Raw genomic sequence first — 21705 nt, forward strand, 5'->3', positions numbered from 1 at the left:
TTCTGAAATATATTGAGTTCGGTGTTGGCAACAGATGGCTTCTAAGAACGGAAACGGAACTGGCTGATGGCACAGAGATCGAAGAAAAGGGTGTTGTGCACCCTATCAAATTTCACTCATTGTATATTAGAGTATGGATAAGAAAAACCGTATGGATTATGGATTTCAGAGAGGGCTTCAAGCGTTCAAGAAAAACGCGCAATGCCTTCAAAATCATCATCGGGATCAGCAGTCATTGAATAGTTTTCATTTATGTAAAAAGGCCGTGGTGCATTGCCACGGCCCTTTCCTGTTTTCGGCTACAAGCCGGAAACGCCCCTGCCCTGCTTTGAATCCTATCGGTTATACACTGTCCGAGGTCTGCAGCTCCAGAGCTTTGGTGCGCTCGGTGTCACGGAGCAATACCGGTTTCAGGTATCTGCCGGTGTAGGACTCCTCCACTTTGATGATCTTCTCCGGTGTTCCCGTAGCAAGGACAGTCCCCCCGCCACTACCACCCTCTGGCCCCATATCAATGATATAGTCGGCGGTCTTAATCACATCGAGGTTATGCTCAATGACGAGCACGGATTCACCGGAGTCCACTAGACGATGCAGCACCTCAAGCAGACGGCCTATGTCATCTACATGCAATCCTGTTGTCGGCTCATCCAGAATGTATAATGTCTTGCCGGTACTGCGCCGGTATAACTCGGAGGCCAGTTTCACCCGCTGCGCCTCACCGCCGGACAAGGTGGTTCCCGGCTGACCAATATTGATATACCCTAGCCCAACATCCAGCAGGGTCTGCATTTTACGGTGAATCTTTGGGATATTCTTAAAAAATTCTGTTGCATCTTCTACGGTCATTTCCAGTACATCGGAGATGCTTTTGCCTTTATACTTCACTTCCAGCGTCTCACGGTTGTAACGTTTACCCTTGCATATTTCGCAGGGAACATAAACATCCGGCAGGAAGTGCATCTCAATTTTAATAATGCCATCCCCACGGCACGCCTCACAGCGTCCGCCTTTGACATTGAAGCTGAATCGGCCTTTCTGGAAGCCGCGCACCTTGGCTTCGTTCGTCTTGGAGAACAAATCACGAATATCATCGAAGACGCCCGTATAGGTTGCCGGATTGGAACGCGGTGTACGTCCGATTGGCGACTGGTCAATTTCAATGACTTTGTCCAGGTTTTCCAGCCCGCGGATTTCTTTGTGCTGACCCGGCCGCACCTTGACAGCCTTATTCAGCTGACGCGCCAGACTCTTATAGAGAATCTCATTGATAAGCGAAGACTTGCCCGAACCCGAAACACCGGTTACGGCCGTGAAAACACCAAGTGGAATTTTGACATTCACATTCTTCAGGTTGTTCTCTTTGGCCCCGCGGATTTCAATCCAGCGATCATCTGTAGCGCGCCGATCGGAGGTAACCGGAATGAACTTGCGTCCGCTTAAGTACTCTCCGGTCAGGGAATTTGGATCATTCATAATCTCCTGAGGTGTGCCTTGTGCCATAACCTGCCCGCCATGAATACCCGCACCCGGACCAATGTCAATAATATAGTCGGCAGCCATCATCGTATCTTCATCATGTTCGACCACAATCAGGGTATTGCCTAAATCGCGCATATGCCCAAGTGTTGAGATGAGGCGGTCATTGTCCCGCTGATGCAGACCAATACTCGGTTCATCGAGAATATACAGCACGCCCATCAGACTGGAACCGATCTGGGTCGCCAGCCTGATCCGCTGCGCTTCACCGCCGGAGAGCGAGCCCGCTGCACGGCTGAGCGTCAAATAGTTCAAACCAACGTTGACCAGGAAGCCGAGCCGGCTGCTGATTTCTTTGAGAATCAGGTTGGCAATGGCTGTTTCCTTCTCACTCAGAGCAATGTTGTCGAAGAATTCAAGGCAATCTCCAATCGACAGATCGGTAACATCCGCAACATTCCGTTCGTTGACTGTTACGGCGAGAATTTCCTTCTTCAATCTTTTGCCTTTGCACACATGGCAAGGCTTGGCACTCATGAAGCCTTCAATGAACTCACGAATGCCATCGGAAGCCGTCTCCCGGTATCGCCGCTCCAGATTGGGAATAATCCCTTCGAAGGCGACAAGCGCGTCCTTCCGCTGGCCAAAGTCATTCTCATAACGGAAGCGGATCTTCTCGCTGCCCGTTCCGTTCAGCAGCTTCTGCATATGTTCTGGCGACAGGCTGTTTACCGGCACATTTTGCGGGATTTTGAAATGCTCGCAAACCGATTTCAGAAATTGCGGGTAGTAGTTCGATGTGCTGCCGGTCCAGGCCAAAAAGGCGCCTTCTTCAATACTCTTCTCTTGATCGGGAATTAGAAGATCCGGGTCGACAACCATCTTCACACCAAGCCCATCACATTCCGGGCAAGCCCCGAAGGGGCTGTTGAAAGAGAACATCCGCGGCGCTAGTTCCTCGATACTGAACCCGCAGATCGGACAGGCAAAGTTCGAGCTGAACAGCAGTTCCTCCTGGCCAATGATATCAACCAGAATTTGCCCGCCGGACAGTTTCAGTGCGGTCTCCAGCGAATCCGTCAACCGGGTCTGTACATCATCCTTAATGACGATCCGGTCCACCACGACCTCAATCGTATGCTTCTTATTCTTCTCCAGCACGATATCCTCAGTAACCTCACGCAGTTCACCGTTCACGCGCACACGGACAAAGCCCTGCTTCGAGATGTCGCTGAACAGTCCCTTATGCTCACCTTTGCGTCCTGAGATTACCGGTGCCAGAATCTGCAGCCGGGTCTTCTCGGGATACTGCATAATCCGATCCACCATCTGCTCCACGGTCTGGGAAGTAATTTCGATGCCGTGATCCGGGCAATGCGGATGCCCTACCCGGGCGAACAGCAGCCGAAGATAGTCATAAATCTCCGTAACCGTACCTACCGTAGAACGCGGGTTGCGGCTTGTTGTCTTCTGGTCAATTGAAATCGCCGGGGATAACCCGTCAATAGAATCGACATCCGGCTTCTCCATCTGGCCAAGGAACTGTCGTGCATACGCTGACAGGGATTCCACATAACGGCGCTGTCCTTCTGCGTAGATCGTATCGAATGCAAGCGACGATTTGCCGGAGCCGCTAAGTCCCGTCAGCACGACGAAGCGGTCACGTGGAATCGTTACGTCAATGTTCTTGAGATTGTGTGCTCGCGCACCCTTAATTACAATATTTTCATTCGCCAACGGTATAACCTCCTAGATATCAAGCCTATTTCAAAGCTATTTCAAAATATTTTCGATCCCTCCCAAACCCTCCCTTAGCCAAGGGAGGGCCCCAAGGGTTGCACCCTCTGGACACCCGCAATGCTGCTGGCGAAGGAGTGAGGGCGGATGGGCTTAGTCGATGTGGACTGAAGAGCGCTTGTCCCTAACGGGACCGCTGGAATGTGGGCGCTTCAGGGACAAACCGCTGTCCCTTCGGGATGCGCAAACTGCGAACTGCAGGCTGTCCCTTCGGGATGCGCAGACTGCGAACTGCAGGCTGTCCCTTCGGGATACGCAAGGACAAAGATCAATTTATCCAAAAGGAAAGGCCATATACAGCGCCGTTCCTGTACTTTACTGTACAAACCTCACTCTGCCCGAAGCTCCAGCAGAGCGTCGCGAAGCTCTGCGGCACGCTCAAATTGCAGGTTCTTGGCAGCATCCTTCATCTCGGCCTCCAGACGCTGCATTAGGCTTTGGCGGTCCTTCTTGCTCATCTTGCCACCCACGCCGGTAAGATACTCCGCCTTGGACTCGGCGACCTTAGTGGCCTCGATGATTTCGCGCACTTTCTTGTTGATCGTAGTGGGTGTGATTCCATGCTTTTCGTTGTAGGCAATCTGCGTTTCCCGGCGGCGCTGGGTTTCGAACATAGCCTTTTCCATCGAGTCTGTGATACGGTCACCATACATGATTACGCGGCCATTGGAGTTACGGGCCGCACGGCCGATGGTCTGAATGAGTGAACGCTCGGAGCGCAGGAAGCCCTCCTTGTCAGCATCGAGAATCGCGACCAGGGATACCTCCGGCAAATCCAGACCCTCCCGCAATAAATTGATCCCCACGAGAACATGGAAGGCGCCTAACCGGAGATCACGCAGAATTGCCATACGCTCCAGCGTCTTAATGTCAGAGTGCATGTAGCGGACCTTGATGCCGATTTCCTTGAAATAATCAGTCAAGTCCTCGGACATTTTCTTGGTCAGAGTCGTAACCAGCACACGCTCGTCACGTTCCACCCGGTCACGGATTTCACTGATCAGATCATCAATCTGCCCCTCTGTCGGACGAACCTCGATAATCGGGTCTAAAAGACCCGTAGGCCGGATAATCTGCTGAATCATCGTCTCGCAATGTTCAATTTCATAAGGGCCTGGTGTGGCGGACACATATACAATCTGAGTCACCTTATCTTCGAATTCTTCGAACTGCAGCGGCCGGTTGTCCAGCGCGGACGGCAGGCGGAAGCCATGCTCTACGAGAACTGTCTTGCGCGCGCGGTCACCGTTGTACATCGCCCGAATCTGCGGCAATGTCGCATGGGATTCGTCGATTACAATCAGCATATCATCAGGAAAGTAATCCATGAGCGTGTAAGGGGTTGCTCCCGGCTCACGGAAGGTGAGCGGTCCGGAATAGTTCTCGATCCCGGAACAAAAGCCGACTTCCTTCATCATCTCGATATCGTAACGGGTCCGCTGCTCCAGACGCTGGGCCTCCAGCAATTTACCTGCATCGCGGAGCACAGCCAGCCGTTCTTCCAGCTCACGCTCAATATTAACCAGGGCCACACGCATGGTTTCTTCCTGGGTGACAAAGTGCGATGCCGGGAAAATTGCCACATGGTCGCGTTCCCCGATCAATTCTCCGGTCAACACATCAATTTCAGTAATCCGTTCCACTTCATCGCCGAACAGCTCTACACGGATGGCATGCTCGCCCTGTGAAGCCGGGAAGATCTCCACCACATCACCACGCACGCGAAAAGTGCCCCGCACAAAGTTAATGTCGTTACGCTGGTACTGGATATCCACGAGCCGGCTCAGAATCTGATTCCGAGGCTTCTCCATACCCACGCGCAACGACAGCAGCAGGCTTCCATATTCCTGTGGAGAACCGAGGCCGTAAATACAGGAAACACTGGCTACAATAATGACGTCACGCCGTTCGAACAAGGAACTGGTCGCGGAGTGGCGCAGCTTATCAATCTCTTCATTTATGCTGGAATCTTTCTCGATGTAGGTATCGGAGGAGGGAATGTACGCCTCTGGCTGGTAATAATCGTAGTAACTGACGAAGTAGTCTACCGAATTGCTTGGAAAAAACTCCTTGAACTCACTCGCCAGCTGGGCAGCCAGCGTCTTGTTGTGCGCAATAACCAGCGTGGGCCGGTTTAGCTTGGAAATCATTTGTGCGATGGTAAAGGTCTTCCCTGTCCCGGTCGCTCCCAGCAGCGTCTGGTGCTTCTTGCCCTGCCGGATGCCGTCCACTAATTCTTGTATGGCATGAGGCTGATCGCCCTGGGGTGTGTACTCGGACTCCAACTGAAAAGTCTGTGTACTGACGACAATATCATTCATTTGCCCGTCTCCCCTCTATCGTCTAAAATATATGAATATATTATAATTGTGGCCCTGATGATTCTCTCTCCATACTAACTGAAATATATGGAAGATAAGAATACTTGTTCCCGTTTATTATACAGTGTTGCCCAGATTCATGCAAACCATAATATATAGAAATTTAAGGAGCTTGAACTCATGGATATTACTTCAATTATCGGCTTGCTGGCTGGTCTGGCAGCACTCATCGGCGGCTTTTTCTGGGAAGGCGGAAGCCTGTCCGGCCTGCTGCAGTTGAATGCTGCACTCATCGTATTCGGAGGCACGCTTGCCGCCGTGCTGATCAGCTTCCCGGCCTCCAGACTGCGCAGCGTGCCAGCGGCGGTGCGGATAGCTTTTGGCAGACATGCGGACACCTCGGAAGAACAGGCAGAAGAGCTGATTTCCATGGCTACAGTCACAAGACGCAGCGGTGTGCTGGCCCTGGAGAAAAGAGCCGAAGAGCACCCCGACCCCTTTACCAGTGAAGGCCTCATGCTCATTGTTGACGGAACAGACCCCGAGCAGGTCCGGCAGATTCTGGAGCTGGAGATGGACGCTAAAGAGCTCAAATACGAAGGCTATGCCAAAATTTTTGAAGCCGCAGGCGGCTATGCACCCACCATGGGCATCATCGGTACGGTTATGGGTCTGATCCGCGTGCTCAGCAGTCTTACCGATCCTTCTAACTTGGGAGCTTCCATCGCAGTTGCTTTTACAGCGACTCTATACGGTGTGGCCAGCGCTAATCTAATATTTTTACCCATTGCCTCCAAGATCAAATCCCGCAGCCAAAGTGAGCTGGGTACAATGGAAATGCTTATGGTAGGCATTCTTGCCCTGCAGAACGGGGATCATCCCCAGCTTGTGCGTAAAAAGCTCCGTTCCTTCTTGAACCGTTCCGCCGGGGAACGCGGCAGCGACATTACCAGAGGTCCCTCATGAGGCAGAGAAACCGCAGAAAGCCACGCATAGAAGGACGGGAAAACCGCGACCGGTGGATGATCACCTATGCGGATCTGATTACACTGCTGCTTATATTCTTCGTGATTTTGTTTGCCATGAGCAGTTTGGATACACATAAGTTCAACATCGTCACCAGCTCTTTATCGGACACTTTCAGAAGCGGAAATCCGGTATTGGATGGTGGAAATGGTGTTCTGGATGGTCAAAAAGGGCTGCAATCCGAAGGAACGGGGAATGGGAAGAATGGGGGGAACGGAGACAGCTCTGATACAGGTCAGGAGCAGGAAAATGCAGCTACCGGCCCGGCGGCCAGTCCGCCCCCTGCCGACCCGGAGCCTTCGGCGCGTGAGCAGGCCTTCCGCGAGCAGGAAGCCAAACTGGCTGCGCTCATGGGCGTCATCACCCAATATGTCAAAGACAACAATCTGGGTGACCAGATCTTTGTGGCGGATAAACCGCAAGGCATTGCGATTACGCTCAGCAACCGTTACTTGTTCGATGTCGGCAGAGCCGAGCTCAAAGCGCCAGCGCTCCCCGCGCTGCGACAGCTGTCAGGACTATTCCGCGGTATTGGAGCAACAATCAGTATCGAAGGCCATACTGATAATACGCCGGTGTCTGCCGGTTCCCGTTATAACGACAACTGGGAATTATCCGGCGCCCGTGCCCTCTCGGTGCTGCGCTTCTTTCTGGATCATGAGGGATTGAATCCGGGTACGTTTCAATATGCCGGATATGCAGACACCCGTCCAGCCGTGAGCAATTCCACCCCAGAAGGACGGCAGAAAAACCGGCGCGTGGAGATTACAGTGCTGCGGCAACTTCAGGAAGAGGAGTAACATTACCTTTCAGCTCAGAGTCAGCAGAAGACCAATGAATATACTTGTGCTGGTAAAGGAGACTGAAAGCGATGCAGGCCACTGAAGGAGCAACACCTGACCCCACCCGTTTTTTGAGGAATTTGCGGCTTTTCGTATCATTGATGGTTACCGCTTTTTTTCAAATTTTCTTCACCCCGCTGGCTGGTGCTGCCGTCGCAATCCTGATGTTATTCTCTCCACACTCCATTTTCTGGGGGAATAGTACTGAAGCATATAGCGCCAGTGATCTGTTATGGATGGGCGGGAATTTTCTGCTGGCCGGGGGGGCATTTGCCCTGCTCTGGCTCGGGTATTGGTGGATGCTGTATGGGCTGGCAGAAGACCGGCACATCCGTTTGTTCCCCTTACACGTCCTTTTCGCCTATTTCCCGCTTCTTTTTTTTCTGTACCAGATTGATCCTGGATATGATCCTATGGCGATGATCGTGGGCAATGCCGGGGAGTCGACCTTTATGGTATGCATGGCTATGACTCTTGCGTTACTGTTCCCCTTATACTCGTTTGGCGTGTACTATTTCGTGCTAAGGCCTGCGGGACGGCCACGGAAGCGTTACCGTTTCACCCTGCTGTGCATGGTGTTCGCGGTTATTGCGATCGCCCTGCTTCCTGTGTTATGGCACATCGCACCGCAGCTGTATCCAGGGCTTCTCGAATTCCCCAATTAGTGGCAGATTCCAATGTATAAGTGCAAAAAAATCACAAAAAGACAGACCTCACACATTAGTAACACGAAATTCGATGTGAAGGCCTGTCTTTATTTTATATGCAGAAAACTAGTGTCCGTAAGGTGTTCTATTCTTCAATCAACTTGCCGTAAGCTGCCGCATCCAACAGTCCGGACGCCACTTCGGCAAACTCCCCAGTGATTTCCAGTTCAAAAATCCATCCGCCGCTGTAAGGCTCATCGTTAATCAGCTCCGGGCTGACTTCGAGTGCATCGTTGATTTTGGTCACTGTTCCCGATACCGGAGAATAGAGCTCAGATACCGTCTTGACGGATTCGATGCTACCCACGCTGTCGCCAGCCGAGATGGCTGCACCCACTTCAGGAAACTCCACGAATACGATATCGCCGAGCAGATGCTGGGCATGATCCGTAATTCCGACACGTACTATGCGCCCTTCACCCTGCTGTGCCCATTCATGCTCTTCGCTGTACAACAGGTTGTCTAGCACTTCACTCATTCTTAAGCCGCCTCTTTTCCAAATTTGGAGTTGTAAAATTAGTTATAGACTAAGTTATTGCGCCGCTCAATGTCAATATAACTGACAGGAAAATAAAATTTGTCATCTTTTTGACGTTTTTTTGTTGACATCGGAGTTGTATACCCGCTTTAATGGAGTCAGTAGAAAACAATACGGTTTGCGAATGATGGCATAGGGAGAGACTGTCTCCGAGAAGACAGCGCCGAAGGAGTAAGCCCGGGAGGGTGAATCTCTCAGGCAAAAGGACCTTTGCCGGACGCATCTCTGGAGAGCTATCTGAAACCTGCCCGGCAGGGATTCGGATCACCAACGGGGAAACCTGCGCGCTGGTCAGCAGGGTAACTCTCAGGTACAAAGGACAGAGCGAAAGGCTTATATGCGGGTTGTGCATATTCGTCTTTTGCCTGTCCTTTTTCGCATGTAATCAGACAAGGGAGTGAGCCGATGGATGCTTTGAAAAGAACACCTTTTTACGACCTTTACTCCGCCTATGCGGAGTCCAGATGTATTGATTTCGGCGGCTGGGAGCTGCCGGTGCAATTCACAGGAATCGTGAAGGAGCATGAGGCGGTCCGCCGGCAGGCCGGACTGTTCGATGTATCGCATATGGGCGAATTCATCGTCACCGGCAACGGCTCGGAAGCCTTTCTGCAACAGATGACCACGAATGACGTCAGCCGTCTTCAGGATGGTGGTGCGCAGTACACCCTGATGCTCTACCCAAGCGGTGGTGTAGTCGATGATCTTCTGGTCTACCGACTGGGCGAAGAGCGTTACATGCTGGTCGTCAATGCCTCCAATATCGACAAGGACTTCCAGTGGTTGCAGGAGCATCTCACAGATGAATTCAGCGGTGTGACGCTGAACAATGTCTCCGATGAGACGCTGCTGCTCGCACTGCAAGGCCCTCTGGCTGAGACGATTCTGGCTGAAGTTACCTCAGCTCCCCTTGCGGAGCTTGCACCGTTCCATTTCATCGAGCGCGCTGTAGTCTGCGGCGTAGAGGTTCTGCTCTCCCGGACCGGATATACCGGTGAGGACGGTTTTGAACTGTACGCGCCACTGGATACGGCAGCTGTGCTGTGGAACGGCCTGCTTGCGGCAGGCGCTCCGCACGGTCTGACTCCCGCCGGACTCGGTGCACGCGATACGCTTCGTTTCGAAGCGAAGCTGCCGCTGTACGGCCAAGAGCTGTCGGCGGACATTACACCGCTGGAAGCGGGAGTCCAGTTCTTCGTGAAGCTGGACAAAGTCAGCTTCATCGGCAAGAACGCACTGGTGAAGCAGAAGGAAGCCGGACTGCCCCGCCGCCTCGTGGGCCTTGAAATGATTGACCGCGGGATTCCGCGCTCGCATTATCCGGTCTATGCGGATGGTGTAAAGATCGGTGAGGTCACCACAGGCACACAGTCGCCAACGCTGAAACGCAATTTGGGTCTGGCCCTGCTGGACGCCGCCTATTCGGAGCTTGGAACAGAGGTATACGTGGAGATCCGCGGCAAACAGCTTAAGGCGGCCGTGGTCAAAGCGCCATTCTATAAAAAGAGCCAAGGAGTGAAGCCGCAATGAAGCACCGTTATCTGCCGATGACTGAGCAAGACCGCAAGGAGATGATGGAGGCTGTAGGGATTCAGTCCGTGGAGGAGCTGTTCGCCGACATCCCGCAAGCTGTCCGTTATCAGGGAACGATGCCGATGTCAGAAGCACTTGATGAATACGCGCTGCTGCGCCATATGAAAGAGCTGTCCGACCGCAATGCCAGCTTCGACACCCATGCCAGCTTCCTCGGTGCAGGGCTCTATGACCATCATATCCCCGTTGTCATTAACCATGTGATTTCCCGCTCGGAATTCTATACCGCCTATACCCCTTACCAGCCGGAGATCAGCCAAGGCGAGCTGCAGGCGATCTTCGAATTCCAGTCCTATATCTGCGAGCTGACCGGCATGAAAGTAGCAAATGCCAGCATGTACGACGGCGCGACCGCCTTCTCGGAAGCTGCGGTGCTTGCCGCCGGTGCGACAAAACGCAAAAAGCTGATCGTCTCCCGCACCGTTCACCCCGAAGTACGCCAGGTACTGCGTACCTCAGCGGGTGCATGGGGGCTGGATGTTGTGGAGATTGACTACACAAACGGAGTAACGGATCAGGCCAAGCTAGCCGCCGCAATTGACGGCGACACAGCAGCCGTGCTGGTACAGTCACCGAACTTCTTCGGCGCCATTGAGGACCTTGGTGCGATGGAGCCGCTGATCCATGCCGTGAAAGGCCTGCTCGTGGTCAGTGCCAATCCGCTGGCACTGGGCATTCTCGAAACGCCGGGCAAGCTTGGGGCCGACATTGTAGTCGGTGACGCCCAGCCGCTTGGCATCCCGGCTTCACTCGGTGGTCCAACCTGCGGCTTCTTCGCCGTAGCCGAACCCCTCATGCGCCGCATGCCGGGCCGGATCGTCGGCCAGACAGTTGACCGTAACGGCAAACGCGGTTTCGTACTGACACTGCAGGCACGCGAACAGCATATCCGCCGCGAAAAGGCGACTTCCAACATTTGCTCCAACCAGGCGCTCCTCGCGTTATGCGCTTCCGTCTACCTGTCCGTCATGGGCAAAGAAGGCATGCGCGAGGTTGGGGAGCTCAACATCCGCAAGAGCCATTATGCAGCCGGCAAGCTTGGCGAATTAACCGGCGCAGCCCCAGCGTTCACGGCACCATTCTTCAATGAATTTGTTCTGAAACTGCCGGAAGGCTCCTGCGTCAGCGAGATCAATTCCAGACTATTGAAGGAAGGCTACCTCGGCGGCTATGATCTGGGCCGGGATTATCCTGAATTGAACGGACATATGCTGGTTGCCGTCACCGAGAAAAGAAGCAAAACGGAAATTGACCAATTCAAAGTGGCACTGGAGGGCTGTATATGAAACCGGAACAAAGTCTGATCTTTGAGCTTAGCCGTCCCGGCCGCACGGCCTATTCCCTGCCCGTGTGCGATGTTCCGCAGGAAGAGAGCATCGATGCCCTGATTCCCGCCGGACTGCTGAGAAGCGAGCCTGTAGTCTTGCCGGAAGTATCGGAAGTGGATGTCATCCGCCACTATACCGCCCTGTCCCGCCGCAACTTTGGTGTGGACAACGGCTTTTATCCGCTCGGCTCCTGTACGATGAAATACAATCCGAAGATTAACGAAGACGTCGCCCGTTTCCCGGGTCTGGCCAAGATTCACCCTTACCAGCCGGAAGAGAGCATTCAGGGTGCACTTGAACTGATGCATACTCTTCAAAAGGATCTGGCCGCCCTGACCGGCATGGATGCCGTGTCTCTGCAGCCAGCCGCCGGTGCCCATGGTGAATGGACCGGCCTGATGATGATCCGCGCCTATCATGAGAGCCGCGGCGAAACCCGCTCCAAGGTCATCGTGCCCGATTCCTCGCACGGCACCAACCCGGCCAGCGCCTCTGCAGCCGGACTGGAAACCGTAACAATCCCTTCCAATGACAAAGGAATGGTTGACCTTGAAGCCCTGAAAGCGGCTGTCGGCAGCGACACCGCCGCCCTGATGCTGACCAACCCCAGTACACTCGGATTGTTCGAAACGCAGATCATTGAAATCGCTCAGATCGTACACGAAGCAGGCGGCCTGCTCTATTACGACGGAGCGAACTCCAATGCGATTATGGGTATTGCCCGCCCAGGCGACATGGGCTTCGACGTGGTGCATTTGAATCTGCACAAAACGATGAGCACCCCGCACGGTGGCGGCGGTCCGGGAGCCGGACCGGTCGGCGTGAAGGCGAAGCTGATTCCGTTCCTGCCACAGCCGACGGTGATCCAAAACGAAGACAGCAGTTACTCGTTGAGCTACGGCGGTCCGGAATCCATCGGACGCGTCAAAGCCTTTTACGGCAACTTCGGCATCCTGGTCCGTGCGTATGCTTATATCCGCACCTACGGACCGGACGGTCTGCGCGAGGTTTCCGAGAACGCCGTGCTGAACGCCAACTATATGATGCACCGGCTCGCGCCGTATTTTGAAATCCCGTATCCAGGCATCTGCAAGCATGAATTTGTCATGTCCGGCCGAAACCTTAAGCAGTACGGGGTGCGCACACTGGATGTGGCTAAGCGGCTTCTCGACTTCGGCTACCACCCGCCAACTGTGTATTTCCCGCTGACGGTAGAGGAATGCATGATGATCGAGCCAACCGAAACCGAAAGCAAGGAAACGCTCGACGGATTCATCGAAACGATGATCCAGATCGTCAAGGAAGCCCAGGAAACACCGGAAATCGTGATTAATGCTCCGCATACTACGGAGATCAGCCGTCTCGACGAAACACAGGCTGCGCGGAAACCGGTATTGAATTGTTCCTGCGGCTAAAGCTGCGCTCTAGCAAACTCTGTGAACGCAAGGCGGCTAATCCCGAAGTCATTCCTGGCTTCGCAGATTAGCCGCTTTTTTACGTTCATATAAGCTTTTTGGCAAAATGGGAGCGGTCATTTACATTCATTTTGATATAAATGCTCTTCACTACATTCCGTACAGAGCCCTCACTGATCCCCAGCGCGCTCGAGATATGCAGCGCACTTTTGTCCGCCAGCCACAGCGCAGCTACTTCCTTCTCTCTCGCAGTCAGCCTATATTCGCCAAACACCGTGTCCCGTCTGAACTTTTGTAGGCTTTCATTATTAACCATCCGTTTATACGCCACATTATCAGCCAATTGCTGCACGAACGGAATCGCAAAATCTATCTGCTGCTTGGAATCAAAAGAAATATCCACATAGCCATGCGTACCACCGTCCAGAATCAAAGGTGCGCATACACAATTCCAGCTCTGGAAAGCAGCGTCTGTATGCTCCTCTCCCCGCACTACCCCTATAAGGTTCATCTCCATAGCCAGCGAGACTGCATTCAGGCCCGAATACCGTTTGGAGAGATTGATGCCCGCACTCATACCTGCACGGTCCATGTTCTCCTGAAGGCTTCGTGAAGAGCAGATCAGATCGAGAATCCAACCCTCTTCATCCGCCAGAAACACAACATAAGGAATCGGAATGAACTGGCTGATCGCCACCATCTCTGCCCGCATGGAAGAAACCATGGCTTCACTATATATCGCTTTGTTCTCTTTCACGCAAGAGACCCCTGGAGACTGCAACGGACTATATGTATTAGATGAATTACTAGAGTGAAAAGACGCAGCTTGATCTGCTGGAAGATCATCCGGCGAACACCACATTTTCATCTTGGAATTGAAGGTAGTCAACACAAACGCCTCCTCGGTTATTGTCATTAATTAACTCAGAACGATTGTGAATATATTCACTAATAATAAATCTATATTTGCTATAGCAATATTTCCTATTTCTATTATAAACTCACAAGACAGCATGGCCTAGAATAGCAGTAAATATATCATAGGATATTTAAGAGACAATTGACAGGGGCCATTCTTACGAATGAACGTTGAAAAATATTCTCTCTTTCATATTCATCTATTCCCTTCAAAAAAAGCAGCCTAAATGAGCGATCCAGAGGTATACGAAAAATATTAAAGCGGCTAACCCGGGTCTGTAATCCAGCCTGCGGCTAGCCTTTTTTTCATCATTCGTCATAATCTTATAAATTTTTTTACCGTCCGACCTAAACCGATAGTTTTCGACATCAGCCCGGTGCTATATTTGTTTATACGTCTTTGGAAGTTAGGAATGAAGGAGGTCTATACTTGAGTATTATTGAAGCCCGCGGGCTGTCCAAATCGTTCATGCAGGCGGTGAAAGAGCCAGGCCTGGCGGGAGCCGTCAAGCATCTGTTCATCCCAAAGCATATCGAGAAGATTGCGGTGCAGCCGCTGAATCTGAGTGTGGAAGCCGGCGAGACGGTGGCCTATGTGGGGCCGAACGGTGCAGGTAAATCCACCACGATCAAAATGCTGACCGGCATCCTCATGCCCTCTGCAGGCAGCATTTCTGTAAACGGTATCAATCCTTATAAGAAAAGAATGGAAAATGCCGCGCAGATCGGAGCCGTGTTCGGACAACGTACGCAGCTGTGGTGGGATATTCCGATTGTCGAATCCTTTTCGCTGCTGAAGGATATCTATCAGATCCCGGAGCCTGTCTATAAGGCAAATCTGGATCAGTTCACGGAGATGCTGGGCATGGATGAGTTCATCCATCTGTCTGCGCGCAAGCTCTCTCTGGGTCAACGCATGCGTGCGGACCTGGCAGCCGCCTTATTACATAACCCGCCGATTCTCTATCTGGATGAACCCACGATTGGACTGGACGTTTCCGTGAAGCAAAAAATCCGCGAGTTTATCAAAAAAATCAATCAGGAGCAGCAAACGACCGTCATGCTCACCACCCACGATCTCGGCGACATTGAGGATCTGTGCAAACGGCTGATTATCATCGACCACGGCTCCATCATCTATGACGGGAGTCTTAGCGAGGTCAAATCCCGTTTTGCCAGAAACCGTGTGATTTTCTTCCAAGTGGGCGCGCCGATGCCGGAGCTGTACAAGCTGCTCTCACAAACGCCCGGAATGAAGCTGGACCGGCAAAATGAACAAGAATTCTCCGTCTCCTTCGACCGCTATGAATATACGGCCAGTGAAGTGGTCAGCCGGGTGATGAAGCATGGCGAAGTGATTGACTTCCGCATGGAGGATGCCAACATTGAGCAGGTGATCAAAGCAGTGTACGACGGAAACCTGGACCTTAATCAAAAAGGGGAATGAGGAGGTGTGACGGCAGCCATGCCCGTAGTCAAGCTCAAGAAGTACCGCAGTATTGCCAACCGGTCCTTGCAAAATGTTCTATCCTACCGTTTCTCCTACGTCGTCACTTTTTTGTCCAATGCGATCAATCTGCTGGCGGTCTATTTTTTGTGGGCAGGCATTTATGGAGGCCGCGAGATAGTGGGCGGATACACCTGGGATCAGATGAAAACCTATCTGCTAGTCACTTTCCTGGCCAACTCTGTGCTCTCCTGGTATTCGGAAACCGCGATTTCCGGAAAAATCCTCGATGGCAGCGTTGCCGTAGACTTGCTGAAGCCCATTGATTTTCAAACGGCCCGTTTCTCCGAAACGCTGGGCACAAGCCTGCTGGAAGGCGGCATAAGTACGATTATTCTGGTGATTTTCTCCTTCTTCATTTCCGGCCTGGCCCTCCCCCATTCTGCGCTCGTCTATGTGCTGTTCGCGCTCAGTCTGCTGGGGGCCATTGCGGTAAAATTCGGCGTGGTGTATCTGGCAGCCTTGCTGTGCTTTTGGTCCACCGGCTCCATGGGCATTGTCTGGACCCGGATTGCTCTTACCAATCTGCTGTCCGGGGCTTTGGTGCCTCTGGCCTTTTTCCCCGGCTGGCTGGAAAAGACTGCATTGCTGCTACCGTTTCAGAGTATTATCCACACGCCGACTATGATTTTTCTGGAGCAGGCCGGAACCTTGGAGAGTCTGAAGCTGATCGGCATTCAATGCTTCTGGGGAGCAGCGCTCTGGGTCGCCGGGAAGTTCATGTGGAACTGGGCGGTCCGCCAGGTGACTATTCATGGAGGTTAGGCGGAAGGAGGAGAACCAATGACGTTGTCACGAATGTTCTATCTATATAAAAGACTCTATATTCAGCAGCTAAAAGCTATCCTGGAATACAACAAGGACTTTTACATCTTAATGTGTTCTGCCGCTCTGACCCAGGTACTTGGGTTTGTGTTCCTGTGGGTGATCTATGACCGGATTCCCGATATTAACGGCTGGCAATTCTGGGAGGTTACTTTCATGTATGCGATGATCTTTCTGACGGAAGGCATTGGCTCTTTATTCTTTGAGGGCACTTGGCGTTTGGGAAGATTGGTCAATCAAGGCGAACTGGACCGTTATCTGCTGCGGCCGGTGCCTGTTGTGCTTCAGGTCTTCTGTACGGGGATCGGCATTAATGGCCTTGGCAATCTGCTCATCGGCGGAGTGATTATCTGGCAATCGCTGGTTCACAGCCATATTCAGTGGAGCTTGGCCAAAGTGGTTATCCTTATTCTGCTGCTTTTGACTGCGGTTATCATTCGTGTATCGATCAATCTGGCCGGAAACTCGGCGGCCTTCTGGATTCGCAATGCCGGGAACGCCTTTCCGCTGATGGTGCATAATTTGGCCGATTTGGCCAAGTATCCGGTCACTCTGTTTCCGCAAGCGGTACGGGTATTTATTTCTACCGTGCTGCCATATGCCTTCATCAGCTTCTATCCGGCGACTTACATTTTCGGCAAAAGCGGGTGGACCGGCTGGTGGATGCTGGCTCCAGTTGTGGCAGCGGGCAGTGTGGCAGCAGCTTATGGCATCTTCCGGTACGGGCTTTCGAAATATGAGAGCACCGGTAACTAGGGGCCTCCAAGGAGACCCGCCGCCTCTTCGGCAGACATTCCGGATTCCCCCGCATCATTTCATATCGCCCATGCGAATATATGCCAAAGAGCAGTGCGGAAATCCCGCACTGCTCTTTGTATAGCTTCCTTCTTGGATAAGGTGCATTTGCTAACCTGCCAGACTTATTTATGCCGCAGTTGCAGCCTTTTGCTTCTTCCGTTCCTTTGCTGATTTGCGGAAGTACAGCAGCTCGTAGATGGCCGGTACCACTACTAGCGTCAGCAGAGTTGCTGCAATCAAGCCGCCGATAACGACGATGGCCAGACTCTGCGAGACGATGCTACCCTGCTCGGTATGACCGAACAGCAGCGGAAGCATGGCACATACGGTTGCGATAGCTGTCATTAGTATCGGACGCATCCGTGTTCCGGCTGCTTCAATGATGGCCTCGCGCACAGTCATATGCTCTTCATTCTGCTTAATCCGGTCGATCAGCACAATCGCATTCGTGACGACGATACCGATCAGCATCAAAGCTCCGAACAAGGCGGTGAAGTCAGGGGTCACACCGGAAATAATCAAGGCAACAACGGCTCCGATGGCCGCGAGCGGCAGGGAGAACATAATAGCCAGCGGTGCTCGCAGGGTCTTGAACGTCAAGACCATGATCAGATACACCAGACCGATGGAGATCAGTGCCGTCATGCCAAGATCGCTGAAGTCTCCGGCCTGATCCGCCGAAGCACCGCCTGCGAACAGTGTTACTCCTTCGGGGAGTGTAATACTGTCCGTTTGTTTTTTGATATCCGCTCCAATAGCCGACACTTTCTTCGGATCGACCTCAGCTGTAATGCGCACATAGGGCTTACCGTCTTTATGGTAGAGCATGGCTGGTTGATCCGTGACCTCAAGGGTAGCCAATTTCGAGAGCGCCTGCGGCCCTTCGGCGGTCATGATCGTAATATTTTGCAAATCCTGCTGCGACTTCGGCTGCAGCACAGGCTCCAATACCACTCCGGCAGGGGAACCATCCAGCTCCATTTGTCCCATCGGCACCGGATTCAGCATCGCCGACAGCTGCATGGAAATTTCCTGCGCATTTGCTGCAGTCGGATTCACCTTGAACGCGAACACCGGCTTGGTATCCTCCATGTTGCTGGTGACCTTTTGTACGCCATCTACCGTTTTTACTTTGGCAGCTACGGACTGGGCGACTGCAGTAATGGATGCCAGATCGTCTCCAACGATATCGACATACTCGCTGGTCGAGCCTCCACCAATCATGCTGGACTCATTTGCAGTCAGGGTTGCTCCCGCATAGGACTTCTGCAGGCCCCGGATATGGTCCAGGAACACCTGCGCATCCGCATCCTTCTTCATCATCACAGTGTAATCCACCTGGGTCAGTGATTTCACTGCGCCCCATTGTGCCGAGTCTGCGCTATTGCCGGTCATCATGATCACGGTCTCCGTCTGCGGCTGCTTCATCAGTTCCGCTTCCAGCTGTTTGCCCTTCTCCAGCACTTCCTTCACTGGGACATCATTCGGATAGACCAATTGTATGGTTACATTGCTGGCATCGGATGCATCCAGCGCCCCCTTGGGCATAGTAACATAAGCGGCAACGGAACCCACCAGCAGCACCAGACCGAGAGTCAGGGTAATCCATTTGTGGCGCAGGTTCCATTCGAGAAAACGGCCAAAACCTCTCGACGGCTTGTGCTCCTTCAGGGAAGAGCTGCGCAGCAGCCAGGAGCTTAACAGTGGAACTACTGTCAGAGCCACTACCAGTGAAGTAAGCAGGGAATAGGTTACAGTCAGTGCGAACGGCAGCAGGAAGGCTTGCAGGGTTCCGTTCAGCAGACCCATGGGCAGGAATACAGCAACCGTAGCTATAGTCGATGTAGTGATTGCCCTTGCGACCTCGCGGGTAGCGCTGATAATCATGTCCATGGAGAACGGCTCTTTCTGCATCCTGCGGTGAATATTCTCAATGACGACAATACTGTCATCTACCAGCCGCCCGACGGCGACAGCCACACCACCCAGCGTCACAATGTTCAAGGTAATGCCGGAAACGTCCAGTAAGTACAGAGTAACCGCCAGCGACAGCGGAATGGATACCGCCGTGATCAAGGTAGCGCGCACATTGCGCAGGAAGATCAGAATGACAATCGTCGCAAATAATGCACCGAGCAGCACTTCACGCATCATACTGTTGACAGAGGTGACAACCATATCCGCGGTGCTGAAAATGACGGCGACCTCAGCATTTTTGTTCGATTGGGTCAGGTCTTTCGCAACCTCGCGCACCTTGTCGCCCACATCGACTGCATTGGCATTCGCTTCCTTGGTAATGATGGCGAATAATACATCCTTCCCGTTCGAGCGGCTGACACTTTCCTGGTCGGTCACCGCTTGAACAGCAGCTATATCCTGCAGGGTTACACCTGAGGCGACCGGCAGCTTTTTCAGTGTGTCAATGCTGTCTATGGAGGAAACCACATTTACATTCCCCGTCTGTCCGCCAAGGGTCTGCTCCCCAATCGAAGCCGATACGCTGCGTCCCTGAAGCAGTCCCAACACCTGGGATGTGGCAACGCCCTTTGCAGCCATCGCCTTTGGATCAAGCTTCACATGGACCTGCGGAGCCGTTTTTCCGTATAGGGCTACGTTCGCTACCCCATCGATTTTTTGCAGTTCAGGAATGATCTTATCTTCAGCAAGCTTCAGATTGTCCTTGGTCATCCCTTCGTCGAAGGACATCGTAAGCTCAGAGATCGGAATCATTGAGGTGTTCAGCTGTACAACGAACGGGTCCATGACGCCTTCCGGGAAATGCAATGCGCGGACAGCCTTTTCAACCTCCTGCGCCGCATCCTTCATATTGGTTTTGCCGTCAAAGTAAATATCCACCTTCGCGTAGCCATCGCCGGAAGTAGACATCTGCTCGGTTTTGCCCTTCACGACTGAGGTTGCCGCCTCAATCGGCTTTGTCACATTCATCTCCATGGAATGCGCATCCTGGCCTGGCCCAAGCGCCGTAACGGTAACCTGAGGATTATCGGCCTCCGGCATAAACTCCATGGGCAGCGAGGTATAGCTGAGTATCCCCACCACCAGCGCCATGACAACCAGGAGGCCTACCGCCCCCTTATTGCCGAACGACCACTTTGTTAACCATGTCATTTCTCTTATCCCCTTCCACATCTGTATGAATTGGTTTCTGTGTGCCTGATCCTTATGTATTGCTGTCTTAGCTAAGTGTAGAGCCTGCAGGTGATCTCCAAAACCTCCCGGCGAAGGGTTTCTCTCTCAGTCTCAAGGCGGAGTTCTCCCCTCCCGGAGTCAGACAAAAAAGCCCCCCTTCCTTCGAAGGAGAGCGCATTTCCCGCGTATAGTTCATATACAGAAAAGATAGCCTTACTCCAGATAAAACACTTCACGCAGCGGAACCATCGGGTTTTCCTCATTGAAATCAAAGGAGCCTTCGACCATCTTCGACGTAATGGCGTTCCATCTGTTGCAGGCATCACTCTGGGCTATGTAGGCAAAAGCCGCTTCTGCATCCTTGCATTCAAAGCAATAGAAAAACTGATTGCCATTCTGAAAAATTGAATAATTCGTAATTCCGGCTTTAGAATGCTCCTCCAGGATTTCCGGCCAGGGATTCAGGTGCATCTGCACATACTCCTCCAAGCACTCCTCTTTCACCCGCCAGGTCCAAGCCAATTTGTTGCTGCCCATGATCTCAGCCTCCTACACATTTTGTGAACGTACCAGATTCCATTCGTAAGCATAAACTTAGTTCTATGAAGTATTACTTCCTGACTGTTCTTCGTAATACAGCTTGCGTCGGAAGCTTCTCTTACTTTGGATCACGTCTACTTCGTAACTGCCAATAATATGGTACCGCTTACATATTTTTTATGCAACACATTTCTGGTGAGCTCTGCAAGTACTATTACATGACTGGCTTCATTTGCATTACAATAACTACGAAGAAGGGGATTAGCGGTATGAACAGTAACAGGTTGCAAAAGACAAAGAATAGAGGGAGAACCGGCCATGCCATTGATGACTATCAACGCTGATAAAAATAACAAATATATTTCAGCAGTAAAAGAGCTTTATCATAGTTCTTTCCCCAAAATAGAACAAATACCATTCAGAAATATTTTAAAATTATGCGAGAAAGATAAGGCTGCTTTGCTGATATTTACGGATAATAATGAGTTTGTCGGATTCACTCTTTTAATTCACTATCAAGATATAATTTTCATACTATATTTCGCGATAAATAATCAAATTCGTGGAAAAGGGTATGGTGGAAGAGCGTTACAAATAATAAGGGAAACCTATATTAACAAACGTATTATTCTAAATATTGAAACCACAAAACAAAATGGGCAAAATCAAGAACAACGCATGAAAAGGAAGTTATTCTATCTAAATAACGGTTATACAGAAGCAGGACTTTCCGTTGAAGATAAAGGCGAAACCTATGATATGCTGATTTCAGGTGGGACCATAGAGAAAGAAGAATATCGTAAACTATTAATATTCACGATGGGAAAGTTTCTCTTTTGGTTTATGGAGCCGAAAGTAGTCCTCAATCCATGATTCAAAGAAATCAGCCTGCCGCTCCGGTGAATGGCCGGATACAGCAGG

Annotated in this window: 17 protein-coding genes and 1 riboswitch; of the genes, 11 read left to right on the plus strand and 6 right to left on the minus strand. The window is 51.9% G+C overall.

The features are described from left to right. The first annotated feature begins 2 nt into the window (after positions 1-2). Complete coding sequence (locus ACTJKB_RS11045) at positions 3-239, plus strand: DUF3977 family protein (protein WP_440834734.1); 237 nt, start codon at positions 3-5, stop codon at positions 237-239. Between the two features lie 103 nt (positions 240-342). On the opposite strand, the gene uvrA is transcribed toward ACTJKB_RS11045, so the two are convergent. Then, positions 343-3216 carry an excinuclease ABC subunit UvrA gene (gene uvrA, locus ACTJKB_RS11050; RefSeq protein ID WP_440833954.1) on the minus strand — a complete coding sequence of 958 codons (2874 nt, stop codon included), beginning with the start codon at positions 3214-3216 and terminating at the stop codon, positions 343-345. Between the two features lie 389 nt (positions 3217-3605). Next, entirely contained in the window at positions 3606-5597 is a 1992-nt protein-coding gene (gene uvrB, locus ACTJKB_RS11055; protein WP_440833955.1) for an excinuclease ABC subunit UvrB, read from the minus strand. 180 nt (positions 5598-5777) lie between these two features. On the opposite strand from uvrB, the gene ACTJKB_RS11060 reads away from it, so the two are divergent. The 3 genes from ACTJKB_RS11060 (at position 5778) to ACTJKB_RS11070 (ending at position 8130) form a co-directional block, all read left to right on the plus strand. Next, positions 5778-6563 (plus strand): flagellar motor protein, encoded by a 786-nt coding sequence (locus tag ACTJKB_RS11060; protein WP_440833957.1) that lies wholly within the window; start codon positions 5778-5780, stop codon positions 6561-6563. Next, on the plus strand, positions 6560-7423 hold the full coding sequence (locus ACTJKB_RS11065; RefSeq protein WP_440833959.1) for a flagellar motor protein MotB: 864 nt from the start codon (positions 6560-6562) through the stop codon (positions 7421-7423). The genes ACTJKB_RS11060 and ACTJKB_RS11065 overlap by 4 nt, the downstream gene beginning before the upstream one ends. Positions 7424-7494: 71 nt before the next feature. Further along, complete coding sequence (locus ACTJKB_RS11070) at positions 7495-8130, plus strand: hypothetical protein (protein WP_440833960.1); 636 nt, start codon at positions 7495-7497, stop codon at positions 8128-8130. A gap of 127 nt (positions 8131-8257) precedes the next feature. On the opposite strand, the gene gcvH is transcribed toward ACTJKB_RS11070, so the two are convergent. Beyond that, on the minus strand, positions 8258-8650 hold the full coding sequence (gene gcvH / locus ACTJKB_RS11075; RefSeq protein ID WP_440833962.1) for a glycine cleavage system protein GcvH: 393 nt from the start codon (positions 8648-8650) through the stop codon (positions 8258-8260). Between the two features lie 184 nt (positions 8651-8834). Next, a riboswitch (glycine riboswitch) is annotated at positions 8835-8930 on the plus strand. 185 nt (positions 8931-9115) lie between these two features. On the opposite strand from gcvH, the gene gcvT reads away from it, so the two are divergent. From gcvT to gcvPB, 3 genes are read left to right on the plus strand one after another with little or no spacing between them, the layout of a single operon-like run. Next, the gene (gene gcvT, locus ACTJKB_RS11080; protein ID WP_440833963.1) at positions 9116-10240 is read left to right on the plus strand and encodes a glycine cleavage system aminomethyltransferase GcvT; all 1125 of its coding nucleotides are present in this window, start codon (positions 9116-9118) and stop codon (positions 10238-10240) included. Beyond that, positions 10237-11589, plus strand: coding sequence for an aminomethyl-transferring glycine dehydrogenase subunit GcvPA (gene gcvPA, locus ACTJKB_RS11085; RefSeq protein WP_440833964.1), 1353 nt, complete (start codon positions 10237-10239; stop codon positions 11587-11589). Before gcvT ends, gcvPA begins: the two co-directional genes overlap by 4 nt. Then, the gene (gene gcvPB / locus ACTJKB_RS11090) at positions 11586-13046 is read left to right on the plus strand and encodes an aminomethyl-transferring glycine dehydrogenase subunit GcvPB (protein WP_440833965.1); all 1461 of its coding nucleotides are present in this window, start codon (positions 11586-11588) and stop codon (positions 13044-13046) included. Before gcvPA ends, gcvPB begins: the two co-directional genes overlap by 4 nt. A gap of 85 nt (positions 13047-13131) precedes the next feature. Here the strand turns inward: gcvPB and ACTJKB_RS11095 are convergent, their stop codons facing one another. Further along, entirely contained in the window at positions 13132-13803 is a 672-nt protein-coding gene (locus ACTJKB_RS11095; protein WP_440833966.1) for a LuxR C-terminal-related transcriptional regulator, read from the minus strand. Positions 13804-14394: 591 nt separating this feature from the next. On the opposite strand from ACTJKB_RS11095, the gene ACTJKB_RS11100 reads away from it, so the two are divergent. The 3 genes from ACTJKB_RS11100 to ACTJKB_RS11110 are packed head-to-tail and all read left to right on the plus strand — an operon-like array spanning position 14395 to position 17052. Beyond that, entirely contained in the window at positions 14395-15411 is a 1017-nt protein-coding gene (locus tag ACTJKB_RS11100) for an ABC transporter ATP-binding protein (RefSeq protein WP_440833967.1), read from the plus strand. An 18-nt stretch (positions 15412-15429) separates the two neighbouring features. Then, on the plus strand, positions 15430-16236 hold the full coding sequence (locus ACTJKB_RS11105; protein WP_440833969.1) for an ABC transporter permease: 807 nt from the start codon (positions 15430-15432) through the stop codon (positions 16234-16236). 18 nt (positions 16237-16254) lie between these two features. Then, positions 16255-17052 carry an ABC transporter permease gene (locus ACTJKB_RS11110; protein WP_440833971.1) on the plus strand — a complete coding sequence of 266 codons (798 nt, stop codon included), beginning with the start codon at positions 16255-16257 and terminating at the stop codon, positions 17050-17052. 168 nt (positions 17053-17220) lie between these two features. Here ACTJKB_RS11110 and ACTJKB_RS11115 read toward each other — a convergent pair whose 3' ends face one another. Further along, positions 17221-20223, minus strand: a complete 3003-nt coding sequence (locus ACTJKB_RS11115) for an efflux RND transporter permease subunit (protein ID WP_440833972.1) — start codon at positions 20221-20223, stop codon at positions 17221-17223. A 234-nt stretch (positions 20224-20457) separates the two neighbouring features. After that, entirely contained in the window at positions 20458-20781 is a 324-nt protein-coding gene (locus tag ACTJKB_RS11120; RefSeq protein WP_440833973.1) for an L-rhamnose mutarotase, read from the minus strand. A gap of 321 nt (positions 20782-21102) precedes the next feature. Between ACTJKB_RS11120 and ACTJKB_RS11125 the strand changes: the two genes are divergently transcribed. Further along, the gene (locus ACTJKB_RS11125) at positions 21103-21657 is read left to right on the plus strand and encodes a GNAT family N-acetyltransferase (protein ID WP_440833974.1); all 555 of its coding nucleotides are present in this window, start codon (positions 21103-21105) and stop codon (positions 21655-21657) included. The last annotated feature ends 48 nt before the right edge of the window (positions 21658-21705 follow it).

It is taken from the genome of Paenibacillus sp. 22594 (genome assembly GCF_052044425.1).
Lineage (GTDB): Bacteria > Bacillota > Bacilli > Paenibacillales > Paenibacillaceae > Paenibacillus_AQ.